Here is a 13,547-nt window from a genome sequence, read left to right as displayed (position 1 = left end):
AAAGTCAACTTTACAATTCTAAGGAACTATTTAAGGTGTCAACAAAAAAACAGGCCGAGATTTCATCTCGACCTGCCATTGTATGTCTTTTAAAAACTGTTTATTCCTCATCCTCGATCTCTTCTACTTCATAAACACATCTCAGCGTTTCAATGCCTGCTGCATTTTCGCCGAGGCTGTACACCATGAACCCAAGACTACGGTAGAAATCTGCAGCAATCTCATCCTCTGTTTCAGCTACCAGATAACGCGGCTGACGCGTAGTAAGCAGCTCCAGAATCATCCCCCGTGCATAACCTTTTCCTCTGTTCTCTGGCAATACAGCAATATGCCGAATATCCAACGAACCATCTTCTGTTTCTTCAAAGCCTATAAGACCAAGCAGTAATTCTTCCTCTTCCCAGCCATATAACTTTAGCCCGGCTTGTTCGCTATACTCAGACGAAGTCTGCTGTAGAGCATTCGGATCATCTATCACGGCATAGGTCAGCAGCTCATTCACCTCAGATGTACCAATGAGGGGTTTAAGATCAATCAACATTCTTCACATTTCTCCTTCTTTGTTCCTTTTACAGCTAATCACTCGAAACAATCCGTAGCCTGTCCACACACCTAGCATGTTTAATAGTAAATCATCAATATCGAAGCTTCCCACATGCAGCAGCATTTGCAAGCACTCCAAAAGCAGTATGCAAGGGACAGCATATAGCGAGATCCTAAGCCAAGAAACCGGATGTATCTTTACTAATGGCGAAAGAAAACCAAATGGAATAAAAACTACAACATTTCCTAGCAGATTTACTAGCCGATTGATAAGTGATAAACCGTTATCCAAGTTGAAATAAAGTGACACCGTGCGAAATGGAACCAGATTATACTGAAGAGGACCTCCGGTATGTACCTCACGTCCAAATCCGATAAACATCCAATAGATAACAGTAGCACTATACAGAGTTAGCACTCCCCGTGTCAATCCTTTTAGCGGCCATGAACGGTAGGTTTCTTTATGTCTGCGGTTAATCAATTCTTAGGTTGAGCTTCAATAATTTCGATAGTTCCATCAAGTTTACCTACGATCGCCATCGCTGCAATCCCAATAAATAAGCCGTGATCTACAACACCCGGGATGTTTTGGATGGTCAGTGCAAGCTTCGGTGCAGCTTCTATCGCTTCAAATCGGCAGTCCGCAATGTAATTGCCATTATCCGTCTTGTACAACTCTTCTCCGCTGCGACGCAATTCAGGTTGGCAACCCAGTTTGGCAAGCTCTGCCACAGTCCATTCCCACGCGAAAGGAACGATTTCCACCGGCAACGGAAATTTGCCTAGCGTGTTTACAACTTTACCTTCATCGGCAATCACAATCATTCGGGTACTATTACTAGCTACAATCTTCTCACGAAGCAAAGCGCCGCCGCCGCCTTTAATTAGTTGCAGACTGCTGTCTAGCTCGTCCGCTCCGTCAATGGTTAAGTCCAGACTATCAATATCACCAAAAGCTACCAGTGGAATTCCCAGCTCTCGTGCCTGCTCTTCGGAAGCGCTTGAAGTAGCTACTGCGGTAATTTTCAAGCCTTCACTGACGCGTTCACCGAGCTTGCGGATTGCCCAGTAGGCAGTTGATCCCGTACCCAAACCTACCTTCATTCCATCTTCTACATATTCCACTGCTTTTTCAGCTGCTAGTTGTTTAACGTTGATACTCATTTTAATACCCCCATGTTATCCATTATAAAGTTTTATAGTATTTTGCCGTAACAGAGACTATGCGGATCACCTATGTAGGGTCCAAATAAATCAATCGGTTGGTAGCCATGCTTGACGTAAAGCGCAATCGCTTCTGGCTGCTTAATTCCGGTCTCCAATCGGATCTCCTTAAACCCCGCCGCTAATGCTTGTTCTTCAAGGAATAACAGCATATTTGTAGCTATGCCCATTTTACGATAACTAGAATCTACATAAAAGCGCTTCAACTCCATCGTTGCGATCTCTATTCCGATATAATCTAGTGGACGAAGCCCACCACAGCCCACTGGTTTTCCGTTTAAGTAGGCTACTACGAAAGTCATTTCTTTTACTTTGGGATCCTCGAAATCAACAACATAGATCGTCTCATGCGGATAACGCATCTTCAGTTCTTCATCCAGAAACGTAATAAGTTCTCTTAAATCAGCGTTCTCTGGATCAACTACTTCAAAATTCACTTCTGTTACGGGCGACACTCTATTTCCCTCTTTTCTTGTATCCAAATTCGTATTATCCTTCTTGCAGCCAAAAAAATCAATATTCTTCATTCTGTCTTATGTATATTGTAATTTCACTACATCCTCTAAATTTAGGATCATCTCTTTTTCAGCGTGGTTAGCAGCCCTATGTAAGTAAGCTTTATGCTCAATGAAAGCATCTGAGGGGGCTGCCAATTTAATGTGCTCCAGCACACTGCGTTCGACATCAGCGAGAACTAGATTTCCTCTACCCGCACTTACTCTACAAAGAATAATGATTGCTAAAGGCTTATTCACAACTGCCTGCCCGCTGGACTCCACAAAAACTGTGTATTGAACTAAAGGAATTACGTCTGGATCTTCCACACTAGCAGCGCAAGATTGGTCAAAGATAGAATACATTAGTGAAGGATTGCGTGATAAAGTTCCTAATTTTTTCTGATTAGATACCAATTTGCTGTTCTGGTAGGCCAAGAATCCGGCAACTGACAACACGAGCACAAGCAAAATAACTAATATCGAGTACATTTCATCACGTCCCACCCAATACTCCATAATAACAATGCCGATTATATATTATCATGGATAACTGCATAGACCAATCCTATATTATCAACACTATAACAAGTGTAAGCGATATTCAATCTATAAAGTTATTTTGAAATATTCAAAATAACAGTTGAAACTTCGTTTGACATGTCTCATAATGAAAATATGAATATTGTTTGTCAATCCATATGGAAATCAAGGGAGGAAACTTAAAATGAAGTTTTTCTTGGACACCGGAAATATTGAAGAGATCAAACGTATTACTCGCCTCGGATTAGTGGATGGCGTAACGACTAACCCGTCGCTCATTGCTAAAGAAGGAAGATTGTTTAAAGATGTTATCAAAGAAATCGTAGCAATCGTTCCAGGTCCTGTAAGTGCAGAAGTAATCGGACTTACAGCAGAAGAAATGCTTAAAGAAGCATACGAAATTGCTGAGTGGGCTCCAAACGTTGTCATTAAACTCCCTATGACTGAAGATGGCTTGGAAGCTTGTTATGAGCTTACAAAAAAAGGTATCAAAACTAACGTAACGCTTGTCTTCTCAGCGGCTCAAGGCTTAATGGCTGCAAAAGCAGGCGCAACTTATATTTCTCCTTTCGTAGGACGTCTGGATGATATCGGTGTTGACGGAATGAAGCTGATCAAGGATCTGAAGACCATCCTAACTAACTACGGTATGACTTCCGAAATTATTGCAGCATCCATCCGTAACATTGCGCATGTTGAGCAAGCCGCTCTTGCCGGTGCTCACATTGCTACCATCCCAGGTTCGCTCCTGCCTACCCTCTGGAAGCATCCGCTGACAGATAACGGTATCGAACGCTTCCTGAAGGATTGGGAATCCGTACCACAAGCATAAGATTGTCTTTCATTCTTTTATCAAAGGGCTATCCCGCAAGCTACGGCAACGTAGCTTAAGGATAGCTCTTTTTTCCATCTAAAGTCCTTGCAGAAGTCTGACGAACACGCTTTGACAAGAGGTGCGGATTTACCTGCTCCGTTTCTTTCACACCAGATTCTCCCTTGCTCCCCTTGCTTGGCGTTACTGCAAATAAGGTCAGCAATCCACCAATTGCGCCGACTGTAGCCATTAAAGCGAATAATACCCAATGACCACTGCTTAACAGCAGCGATACCACTGGCGGTCCTGCGGCTACCCCTATAAACCTCATACTGCTATAGAGAGCGGTTATCGTGCCACTATTCTCTTTCTCAATTCCCTCCGTGATTAAAGCATCCATACAAGGAAGCACAATCCCGATTCCAACACAACCTAAGCCCATAAACCCGACTAAGAAATAAATACCTTTATTGAACCCCGCAAAGATCATTGCTGCAGTTAGTAACACCATACCTCCAAAGCCCAGCCATTTCATTAGCGTTTTGTTCTGACCAATGATCTTTCCTGTTCCATATGAAGACAAACATAACAAGGCTAATGGTATTGCCAGCACAAATCCCTTCATTGCCCCATGCATATTAAATTTAGTTTCCAGCATTTCCGATAAATAGAATTGAACGCCAAAGGTTACAAACATACAGATACCACCTATGGCAAAAATAGCATACAACCATCGTCCCTTTTCTCGCAAAATGCTCACAATTCCGGATAAAAATTCTCTTATACCCTGTTTCTCAGGTTGTTCCTTCGCTTCCGGCTTTCGAACCAGAAAAAGAACTAAAGCAAATGAAATTAGACATAGAACAGGAATAGCGATAAAAGGTGCAAACCAGAGCCATATTCCAAGATAAGCTCCAAGGATCGGACTGAGTACTTTACCAAAGGTATTTGAGGTTTCAATAATTCCCAGACTTTTGCTTACATCCTCTTCTTCCTTGAATAAATCACCAACGAAGGGCAGCACAATAGGAAAAGCACCAGCCGCACCTATCCCTTGTAACAAACGTCCGGCCAGAATGACCCAATAGGCGCTAACGCCCTTCATAAACCAAGCCGCCACCACGCAGACGACTCCACCTATAGCAGCAATGATCAGACTCGGAAGAATCACCTTTTTTCGTCCATAAGCGTCAGACAGGTACCCTGCAATAGGAATCATCACGATAGCCATCAATCCATAAACAGTAATCAGCATACTCACCTGAAAAGAGCTAATGCCTAGTTCTTTAGAAATCTGCGGCAAAATAGGAAGCAGCATGGAGTTACCGAGGGTCATAATTAGTGGAATGGATGCCAGTGCAAGCAGATCCCATTTTCTTTCCTTCATGAACTGACCACCTTTGTCATTGTTTGCGACGACTCTCTATATTGTGGTTTGTTCATCCCTCTTTATTCATACATATAAAAAGACCGTCCCCCCGCCAATGCGAAAGGACGATCTTATGATCAGAAGATGGGGCTTTACAGCGAATTTGTAATCATGGTCTTCGCTTTTACAGATGGAAGAAACCGGTTTGGTTCTCCTAGGCTAAAAATATGCAGCAAGTGCATCGCTCGAGTGCAAGCTGTATAGAACAGTTTACGCTCGCTTTCTCTGCCATATCGTTCAGCTGAACCATCGTAAATGATGACAGCATCAAACTCCACACCTTTAGCTAAGTAAGCAGGTAACACCAATGTTCCCTTCTGGAAATTCGGCGTTTCCTTCGTAACGAGTCTTACTGGCAGCCTACTATGTAGTTCATCATGAACTCTTGCGCTTTCTTCTGCTGTTTTACAAATGACAGCCACATAATGATACCCCTTGGATTGCAAATTCCGGATATCCACTTCAACTGCATTCAGAAGCTCATCCTCGCTAGACACTACACTTAGCTGAGGTTCTTCTCCTCGTCGATTAAACGGCACAATTCTTTCTCCTCCAGGAATCATTGAACGCGTAAATTCTACAATCTCAAAAGTGGAGCGATAGCTTCGGGTTAACGAGATCACTTCTGTATTCTCTTCCCCATAAATGCTTACCAAACTAGACAAATCACCGAGGACCTCGCCTTGTGCATAGATCGCCTGATTCAAGTCACCCAATACGGTCATTTTTGCCCTTGGAAATAAACGGCGCATGAACTCTAATTGGAAAGGTGAGTAGTCTTGTACTTCATCCACAATCACATGACGAATCAGCGTATTGGTACGGAAGCCTTGGCTTAACTCCTTCAAATAAAGGAATGGTGTAGCATCTTCGTAGGCAAGCTCGTTCACTGCGATTGATTTTAGTGTTTGTTCACAGATCTCATCCCATATTTCCGGCAGAGAATTAACACCATTCAGACGTTCCATAAGCTCACGATCAGTAAACAGCGTACTGTACAACCCCTTAACATCCACAAAACGACCTCGTTTAGTCCATCCGCGCAGCGGTTTTAAGCGTTGGCTGACTACATACCGGGATAACACTTCTTTTTCAGTATCAAAATCATCAAAACTATCCTGCGTGGCTTTCTTCTTACGTCGCAACATCTGATATGCACGATGGTAATCACTGGAGTCTAATAGCTCAATTTGATCTTCAACCCATGAAGCATTTCTTTCCTCATGGCTAAAATCAGCGATCTTCTTCAGTAACCAGCGTGTCATTAAGTCTACACGGTTCGCAAGCTTAATGGCGGGATCATAGGCATAGAAATGACGTTCCATTTCTTCTTTACTGACTACCGCTCTACCTTGAAACATTAAAGGCTTGAACAGCATGCCCTCATGTTCCAGCATCGTAGCATACCGACGAATCACATCGAGAAAAGGTACAGATGATTTATAAGCGATTCCTTCTCTGCGTATACCCACTTCAGGGCCATCAGGGGCATTCAATAGATTTTCCGTCTGACTAAAGACATCTTCCAGCTGGAATTCATGTCCTAAACGATGCTCAAGATACATCTGAAAAGTGGTTTGTTGCATATTTTCTTCACCTAGCTCTGGGAGCACAGTTGATACATAGCTATTAAACAGCGGGTTCGGCGAGAACAACAACATCTGGTCTGCTTGCAGAACTTCACGGTATTTATACAAAAGATAAGCAACCCGCTGCAATGCTGCAGAGGTTTTCCCGCTTCCTGCGGCACCCTGAACGACCAGCATTCGGCTTTTGTCGTTGCGGATAATCGCATTTTGCTCTTTCTGGATGGTAGCTACAATACTCTTCATTCGATCATCGGCACTATGGCTAAGCACTTGCTGCAAAAGCTCGTCGCCGATCGTTACCCCAGTATCAAACATAACTTCAATAACACCATCAGAAATCACAAACTGACGTTTAAGATTCATTGTACCGGAAACAAGTCCACCAGGTGTCTCATAAGCTGTTGGGCCAGGAGCTCCGTCATAATATAAGCTCGATATAGGCGCCCGCCAGTCATAGATCAAGAAGGTGCCATCATCCTCCATCAAGGATCCAATTCCCAGATAAATCTTTTCCGTTTCTCCATTTGGTGCTTCTGTAAAGTCAATACGCCCAAAGTAAGGAGAGACGAGTAGCTTTTTATATTTTTTTAGAGCCTTGCTCGACTGTAAATGATGGCGTTCACGTTCATTCAAGATTTGGGATTGTTGGCGCAGACTTGTTGAAGTTTCCCCTAAATCATCTGGACTACTGAAGTTTACTGTTACCTCTTCCCAGAAGTCTTTCCGCATATCCACCACATCACTGCGATGGAGTCCGAGCTCCTCAGATAGTCGCCGGATATGGGCAGACAAAAGCTTAGTCACTCCGTCAACCCGCTGCTGTTCCTCTTTCCATTCAATTTCATGATTCTCCACTACATTTCATCCCCTTTGGAAGGTTGATATTTCAAGTGAGGATACTCTTAATAGATGAATCCTTAAGCTTATATGTTGCACATCACAAGGTTATGTTTTAAGCTTCGCGATCCGTTTCTTTTTCCTCAGTCGCTATACGGTTCATCTGATCTGCCACTTTATCAAGCCGTTCTAATTGATATCCGTAATCGTAAATAGCTGCGGCTACAACATACAATCGTAGTTGACCTATTTTCTCCGCATTATACCCCAGGATCGTTGAATTCAAAAATCCATCATTCTCGTCTCCCAAGGGTTCCGATTCATTAGTGTTTGGTTTTAGTTTATCTTCAAATTTCAGCAAGATCAGTTGATGATATTTGATTAACTGCTCCAAATGACTGTCAAACAATGCATCTGTCTCTTCACTTCGATCCGCTTGAAAATAATGCCGATCCACAGCCTCAAGAACATCGAAGCCCTTTTGCAAAGAAGATAACAGGTTCTTATAGACAACCATTTGTCTAGTCTGACTGTACTTCGCCCTCTTTAGCTGTTTCTGCTCTTCCTCAAACAAAGCGTACTTATCCGCTAAAGATTTAATAGATGACTCCAGTGCAAGTTTTTCATCACGAAACACACTTTCCTTCATCTCATGAGATACAGCCGTTCTTAGCAGCAAGGAAAGACTGGCAAAGACGTTCTCGATTTGCTTGATGTACTGTTTCCGTGGTTTCGGAGGAACTACTATAATATTGATTAGAAATGCAGAAACAATCCCTGTCAATGTTAATAAGAAACGATTCAGCGCGAACTGCCATTCACCAGAAGCCTCCATCACTGTTATAACGGTGACCAGTGTCAAGCTAATAGTATCCGCTCGGTTAATTTTCATACTGATCATAATGACAAGAATGCAGACCAACCCAACCGCAATTGGACTATTGGATAACAGCATTCCTCCCAGAAGAGCGAGTACCGCACCCATTGTAGTCGTTGTCAGCTGATCAAGAAAATAACGCCAAGAGCGATAAATAGATGGCTGCATAGCGAAAATTGCTGCAATCGCAGCGCCCACAGAAGATGGAAAATGTAGCAGTTCGGCTAAATACAAGGCAAGCGTGACTGCCATTCCTGTTTTAAATATGCGAGCTCCAAAAGCCAAAAATATCCCCCCTAAAAATTGGCCCACTCTGCAATATGGACATCTACGAATCCCTCATTCCTCTAATTACCCAAGCCTAATGTTGATGAATTTATGATCATTTAACCTCTCACTTATGATTCTTTCAGCTTTCAGGGAATACTAATTCAAGTAAGTACCTATCACATATAACATACGAGGTGAGTGAATGAATAACAACATCAAAAAATTAGTGACCATCACAGCTGTTCTTTTCCTCAGTCTGTCTCCAGCACTTGCTCCTACTCGGAGCGTGTCAGCTGAGAATGTAACCTCCACTGCACCTGATTCTGGGCCTTCGGAAAAAGGTCATAGACCCCCACCAGGGAAAGACGGGAAATTCAGAGCCGGCGGACATTTCATTATTTTCGAAACAGCCAAGCTGCTTGAGATGGATCGTATGGAGCTAATCAATAGCCTAAAAACAGGCAAAACCCTCCCCGAGCTTGCCCTTGAGAAGAAAGGCTGGACAGAAGATCAATATATTCAAAAGCTCAGCGAATCCGCAAGTAAGCGGCTGGATCAAGCCATCAGCGAGGGACGTCTAACAAAAGACGAAGCTCAAAAACTAAAGGCTGGACTTCCTTCTATGCTGAAGAAAAAAATAAGTAAAATGGGTCATTTCCAAGATCATAAATCTTCGGAACATCATATGATGAACCCTCAAGCAAAAACGCCTTCGGTGTCCTATTTAGGACGGTAAGCGTTTATGCGAGAAATATAAGGATAATGTATAGCGTGAAACATATATATTCTTATATTTTAAAATATCCCACAAAAACGGGTATCTTCATTTCTTATGAGGATATCCGTTTTTTATAGGCTTCAAATAGACTGATGGATAACATCAGCCACGCACCACTTGCAGCATAACCACCAATTACGTCGCTAGGATAATGAACTCCCAGGTAAATACGACTCCAGCCAATGCCCACAGTCATGAATACCGCAAACGTTATTAGCAGAATTCTTTCACTTCTTCGCGGCAAATGACGCCACAGTAAATAGGCAATTACCCCATAGAGGGAGAAGGCTGCCATGGAATGTCCACTTGGGAAACTATAACCGAGCTCTTGGACAATACGATTGAAATTTGGACGCTCCCTTTGAAACCATAACTTCATAAGTGTATTCAATAGCTGTGAGCCTAGTCCAACCCATAGGAACAGAATTAGCTCAAGCCGATGTTTCAGCAGAAAATACAGCAGTGCCATCGTGCCGATAGATATGCCAATCGCTACCTTAGAGGAACCAATCAGAGATAGTCCTTTGGCGAATGTGGTCAGTCCAGGTGATTCAGCGGATTGAACAAAATGAATCAAATAATTATCAAATGATGATACCTTATTCATATGAACTAGGATCGCAATAACGACGAAACAAGCAGTAAACCCTATAAAATAACGAAAACCTCTAGACCAGTTCTGATAATAAAGCATAAATACCTCCGTGTCTAATTTTGTGCCTGTCGATCACATTTCCTGAGAAGCTATAACCCGTGCTATAATTATAGAGAAATAAATATACAAAAAGATGGAGTGCTGCCAAAGTGGAGAGTCTAAAATTGCAGGAACGTTTGTTGAATCAGTTTATTTCCACAAAGGTGCCCGTGACGATTTTTACAACAAATGGTGTAAAAATGCAAGGCGTCGTAACCTCGTATGATGCATTCACAATCACTTTACAGGGTCAAGGTGATGGCAGACAGAATGTGCTCTTCAAATCTGCAGTATCCACTATTGTACCTCTTAAGCCCGTCTCACTCAAATAGTTCACACATTCATTAAACTTCTTCATCCTATTTTCAATAATAAAGGGAACACCGGACTACATCTCCGGTGTTCCCTTTATTATTTTCTTAAATTGTCTTATTCACTCTTCAAAACAAGTTTCTTTTATACTGGGAAAATCACAGGCTTCACACACACCGGCTTGGATACATCAGCAGTATTCCCAGTAAAGACGAGACGACCACTGGTCTCTTCAATAGAGAACACAACCAGGTTATTAGCGTCACGATTTGCAACAATAAGATAAGCCCCATCCGGAGTTAATGAGAAGTGTCGTGGATGCCCTCCACGAGTAGATACATATTCAATTAGTGTAAGCTTGGCAGTAGCGTTATCCACTGCAAACACTGCGATGTTATCAGCTCCACGGTTAGAAGCGTAAAGATATCTTCCATCTACTGAAGTAGCAATTTCAGCGCAAGTATTCTCTTCCTTAAAATCCTCAGGCAAAGTTGAAACTGTATCTACCGTGTGAAGAGTCCCTGTAGCACTGTCATATGTAAACGATGTTATCGTGGAATCCACCTCGTTTATAACATATGCAGACTTTCCATCTGGATGAAATGTAAAATGACGAGGTCCGGCCCCTGGATGAAGCGCAGTATCTCCGTGAACTTCTAGTTTGTTCAAGTCTCTATTGATTCTATAGGACCGAATAATATCAAGCCCAAGATCAGAAACAAACAGATACTGTCCGTCCGGACTGAAAATAGCCGAATGGGGATGTGGGCGATCCTGACGTTCAGGATGGTGACCATGACCGGAATGAATCGCGACATCCGCCAGTTGATTAGCAACTTTTTCTTCATCTAGTGTGATCAAGCCTACACTGCCACCATGATAACTACATACAACAATGTATTCATCGTTTAGATCTCTTGAAATATGGCATGTGGTCGTTTGACCATTACCTGAAGCAGGCATTGAGGCTATACGATTCAACTCGCTCAATTTCCCACACTTAGCGTCGATAGCAAAGGTAACGACTTCTCCCTCTTTTCCACCTTCACCATTTGGCTTTTCTCCTATGGCATATAAACGCAGGGCTGAAGCATCTACATTAACAAAGGTGGGGTTAGTTAGACCCTGAACCGAGTCGATTAATTTTAACGTACCTCCTGCTTCGCCATCGAATTCAAATACCTGCACACCGCTTTCCGTGGCACTTGCATAGGAACCCGTAAACAGCAATAACTTAGTCTGCTTTTCCATCTCTACATCCTCCTCCAAAGTATTGCTATTATATAATTTACAATTTTTAAACGTTAAAGACAAACTATAAAGTAAAAAGTGTGACAAATAGTTCAAAAATAAGGCTTTCCAATGATTAGGGATTGTGCTATAATGAAAGCGCTAACATTAGTCTTTTATTAAGTATAAAGGGGGAACATGAATGAGTAGCATCCTGCTGGAAGCCAGAAATGTATACGAGGACTTCGAGGTGGAAACAGACATTCTGTTCTTTAAGGTCGGGGACCATGATTTGGTCATTTTTCACGGCAGAAACTACAACATAAAAAAGAGAATGACTGCCGAGCAATTAAAACGATTGTTATCCAATTCTACTTACTATCATGTGTACGGTGGCTGTTATGTCAATCTAAACAAGATCAGTTCTATCGAAGACGACTGCATTTATTTCGGAGAAAAGGGCCTATTCGCTAAAAACGTACGGGTTCCAAGACGGAAACAAGAAAGTATTCGTCATCTATTGAAAGGACTGAAGTAAACATCTTATTCCCATAAGCCGGAAGGGCATGTTACCGATGCCATTTCCGGCTTTTTGCTTTTTATTAATAGAAACTTAAAAAGATCCTATCTTTTTTTATACTTTCTTAAGGTTTAGGATCTGGATTTCTGTTAAAGTTGTAAATAGACAAGCAACACCTATATTGAAGGGAGTCATTACTAATAATGGACAAAAAAGATCTGAATGGAAATGAGAACTTAGAAAACAACGGTACTCCGGAAGAAGAATTGAACACTACCGAGAATACCAATGAAGTAAATGAAGTGGAGGTCGTAGCTGCTGAAGAACCTGTGAATACAACAAAAGAGGAAAGTGTTCCAGTAATGAACAAAGTCGGCAGCAACAATAATACGACGCCACCTGCTCCACCAGTTTCTCCTAAAGGTAACAAGGGCTGGATGATTGCCTCTGTGGTTCTGGCTGCGGCACTCATCATTGTATTGATTAAGCCTCCATTCCAAAAGGACGACAGCAGCACAGCTGTTGCTAGCGTTAACGGAACTAACATTACTAAAGAACAACTTTATGATAAATTGATCGAAGCAGGCGGAGAAAGCACACTGCAAGCTATGATTACTACTGAACTCGTTGATCAAGAAGCTAAAAAAGCCAACGTAACCGTTACTGATGAAGACATCAATGCTGAATTAGAAGACCTTAAGGCACAATTCGGCGGAGAAGCTGCATTTAATGCTGCATTGCAACAAAGCTCAATGACCGTTGATGACTTGAAGAAGCAAATGCCGCTACAAGTTAAACTGCGTAAGATTCTTGAGCCGCAAGTGACTGTAACGGATCAAGAAATCAAAGACTACTATGAAACAAATAAAGCTACTTTCAATGAAGAAGAACAAGTTCGCGCTTCCCACATTCTCGTTGAGACTAAAGAAGAAGCAGATGCAATTCTGAAGCAATTGAAAGATGGAGCTGATTTCGCTGAACTAGCAAAAGAAAAATCTTCAGACACTGGTTCCAAAGCTAATGGCGGAGATCTAGACTTCTTCAAACGTGGAGATATGGTAGCTGAATTCTCCGATGTAGCCTTTAAACTTAAAGTTGGGGAAACAAGCGGTGCTGTGAAATCCGATTACGGTTATCACATTATTAAAGTTACCGACCACAAAGACGCTAAAAACTACACCATGGAAGAAAAGAAAGATGAAATCAAAAAGACGCTTGTGTCTCAGAAGGTTTCCACTCTTTCCACCACTTGGTTGTCAGATACAACTGCAAAAGCAAAAATCACAAATTCACTTACGGATGCCAAAAAAGAAGCAACAGCTTCTCCTGAGCCATCTGCAAGCGCAGAAGCAGGAACTGAATCTGCTAAATAATATGACTGTAAAAAGCAGGA

15 protein-coding genes are annotated in these 13,547 nt (G+C 42.2%); 5 read left to right on the top strand and 10 right to left on the bottom strand.

The window, feature by feature from the left end:
• Window positions 1-100: 100 nt before the first annotated feature.
• The 5 genes from H70737_RS11940 to H70737_RS11920 all read right to left on the bottom strand — a co-directional run bounded on the left by H70737_RS11940 (window position 101) and on the right by H70737_RS11920 (window position 2,753).
• Window positions 101-541, bottom strand: coding sequence for a GNAT family N-acetyltransferase (locus H70737_RS11940; protein WP_042187462.1), 441 nt, complete (start codon window positions 539-541; stop codon window positions 101-103).
• A gap of 3 nt (window positions 542-544) precedes the next feature.
• Window positions 545-961, bottom strand: a complete 417-nt coding sequence (locus tag H70737_RS11935) for a VanZ family protein (RefSeq protein ID WP_197071284.1) — start codon at window positions 959-961, stop codon at window positions 545-547.
• Between the two features lie 59 nt (window positions 962-1,020).
• Window positions 1,021-1,701 (bottom strand): ribose-5-phosphate isomerase RpiA, encoded by a 681-nt coding sequence (rpiA, locus tag H70737_RS11930; protein WP_156113224.1) that lies wholly within the window; start codon window positions 1,699-1,701, stop codon window positions 1,021-1,023.
• 38 nt (window positions 1,702-1,739) lie between these two features.
• Window positions 1,740-2,222 (bottom strand): GNAT family N-acetyltransferase, encoded by a 483-nt coding sequence (locus H70737_RS11925; protein ID WP_231573435.1) that lies wholly within the window; start codon window positions 2,220-2,222, stop codon window positions 1,740-1,742.
• A 78-nt stretch (window positions 2,223-2,300) separates the two neighbouring features.
• On the bottom strand, window positions 2,301-2,753 hold the full coding sequence (locus H70737_RS11920; protein ID WP_197071283.1) for a hypothetical protein: 453 nt from the start codon (window positions 2,751-2,753) through the stop codon (window positions 2,301-2,303).
• 235 nt (window positions 2,754-2,988) lie between these two features.
• Here H70737_RS11920 and fsa point away from each other — a divergent pair, with 235 nt between their 5' ends.
• A complete protein-coding gene (fsa, locus tag H70737_RS11915; RefSeq protein ID WP_042126959.1) occupies window positions 2,989-3,636 on the top strand; it encodes a fructose-6-phosphate aldolase in 648 nt (215 codons plus the stop codon).
• Between the two features lie 55 nt (window positions 3,637-3,691).
• Here fsa and H70737_RS11910 read toward each other — a convergent pair whose 3' ends face one another.
• The 3 genes from H70737_RS11910 to H70737_RS11900 all read right to left on the bottom strand — a co-directional run bounded on the left by H70737_RS11910 (window position 3,692) and on the right by H70737_RS11900 (window position 8,635).
• On the bottom strand, window positions 3,692-5,005 hold the full coding sequence (locus H70737_RS11910; protein ID WP_042187456.1) for a bacillibactin exporter BcbE: 1,314 nt from the start codon (window positions 5,003-5,005) through the stop codon (window positions 3,692-3,694).
• A 134-nt stretch (window positions 5,006-5,139) separates the two neighbouring features.
• Window positions 5,140-7,491, bottom strand: a complete 2,352-nt coding sequence (gene helD / locus H70737_RS11905) for an RNA polymerase recycling motor HelD (RefSeq protein WP_042187454.1) — start codon at window positions 7,489-7,491, stop codon at window positions 5,140-5,142.
• A gap of 97 nt (window positions 7,492-7,588) precedes the next feature.
• Window positions 7,589-8,635 (bottom strand): FUSC family protein, encoded by a 1,047-nt coding sequence (locus tag H70737_RS11900; RefSeq protein WP_042187452.1) that lies wholly within the window; start codon window positions 8,633-8,635, stop codon window positions 7,589-7,591.
• A gap of 187 nt (window positions 8,636-8,822) precedes the next feature.
• Here H70737_RS11900 and H70737_RS11895 point away from each other — a divergent pair, with 187 nt between their 5' ends.
• Window positions 8,823-9,356, top strand: coding sequence for a hypothetical protein (locus H70737_RS11895; RefSeq protein ID WP_042187450.1), 534 nt, complete (start codon window positions 8,823-8,825; stop codon window positions 9,354-9,356).
• Window positions 9,357-9,450: 94 nt separating this feature from the next.
• On the opposite strand, the gene H70737_RS11890 is transcribed toward H70737_RS11895, so the two are convergent.
• Window positions 9,451-10,092, bottom strand: a complete 642-nt coding sequence (locus H70737_RS11890; protein WP_042187448.1) for a phosphatase PAP2 family protein — start codon at window positions 10,090-10,092, stop codon at window positions 9,451-9,453.
• 110 nt (window positions 10,093-10,202) lie between these two features.
• Here H70737_RS11890 and hfq point away from each other — a divergent pair, with 110 nt between their 5' ends.
• Window positions 10,203-10,424: an RNA chaperone Hfq gene (hfq, locus tag H70737_RS11885; protein ID WP_042126951.1), complete on the top strand. Its 222-nt coding sequence runs from the start codon at window positions 10,203-10,205 to the stop codon at window positions 10,422-10,424.
• A gap of 124 nt (window positions 10,425-10,548) precedes the next feature.
• Here the strand turns inward: hfq and H70737_RS11880 are convergent, their stop codons facing one another.
• Complete coding sequence (locus tag H70737_RS11880; RefSeq protein ID WP_042187445.1) at window positions 10,549-11,655, bottom strand: lactonase family protein; 1,107 nt, start codon at window positions 11,653-11,655, stop codon at window positions 10,549-10,551.
• A 181-nt stretch (window positions 11,656-11,836) separates the two neighbouring features.
• Here H70737_RS11880 and H70737_RS11875 point away from each other — a divergent pair, with 181 nt between their 5' ends.
• Both H70737_RS11875 and H70737_RS11870 read left to right on the top strand, forming a co-directional pair.
• Entirely contained in the window at window positions 11,837-12,172 is a 336-nt protein-coding gene (locus H70737_RS11875; RefSeq protein ID WP_042126947.1) for a hypothetical protein, read from the top strand.
• Window positions 12,173-12,357: 185 nt separating this feature from the next.
• On the top strand, window positions 12,358-13,527 hold the full coding sequence (locus H70737_RS11870) for a peptidylprolyl isomerase (protein WP_042187443.1): 1,170 nt from the start codon (window positions 12,358-12,360) through the stop codon (window positions 13,525-13,527).
• The last annotated feature ends 20 nt before the right edge of the window (window positions 13,528-13,547 follow it).

Origin of the sequence: Paenibacillus sp. FSL H7-0737 (assembly GCF_000758545.1) — a bacterium.
Lineage (GTDB): Bacteria > Bacillota > Bacilli > Paenibacillales > Paenibacillaceae > Paenibacillus_AQ.
The sequence above is the reverse complement of the archived record's forward strand: the minus strand, read 5'-3'. Positions and strand labels throughout refer to the sequence as shown.

Excerpts from the sequence above, each read along its gene's own strand:
- H70737_RS11940 (WP_042187462.1), bottom strand. The coding sequence starts at position 541 with ATGTTGATTGATCTTAAACCCCTCATTGGTACATCTGAGGTGAATGAG.
- H70737_RS11920 (WP_197071283.1), bottom strand. The coding sequence starts at position 2,753 with ATGTACTCGATATTAGTTATTTTGCTTGTGCTCGTGTTGTCAGTTGCC.
- fsa (WP_042126959.1), top strand. The coding sequence starts at position 2,989 with ATGAAGTTTTTCTTGGACACCGGAAATATTGAAGAGATCAAACGTATT.
- H70737_RS11910 (WP_042187456.1), bottom strand. The coding sequence starts at position 5,005 with ATGAAGGAAAGAAAATGGGATCTGCTTGCACTGGCATCCATTCCACTA.
- H70737_RS11895 (WP_042187450.1), top strand. The coding sequence starts at position 8,823 with ATGAATAACAACATCAAAAAATTAGTGACCATCACAGCTGTTCTTTTC.
- H70737_RS11890 (WP_042187448.1), bottom strand. The coding sequence starts at position 10,092 with ATGCTTTATTATCAGAACTGGTCTAGAGGTTTTCGTTATTTTATAGGG.
- H70737_RS11880 (WP_042187445.1), bottom strand. The coding sequence starts at position 11,655 with ATGGAAAAGCAGACTAAGTTATTGCTGTTTACGGGTTCCTATGCAAGT.
- H70737_RS11875 (WP_042126947.1), top strand. The coding sequence starts at position 11,837 with ATGAGTAGCATCCTGCTGGAAGCCAGAAATGTATACGAGGACTTCGAG.
- H70737_RS11870 (WP_042187443.1), top strand. The coding sequence starts at position 12,358 with ATGGACAAAAAAGATCTGAATGGAAATGAGAACTTAGAAAACAACGGT.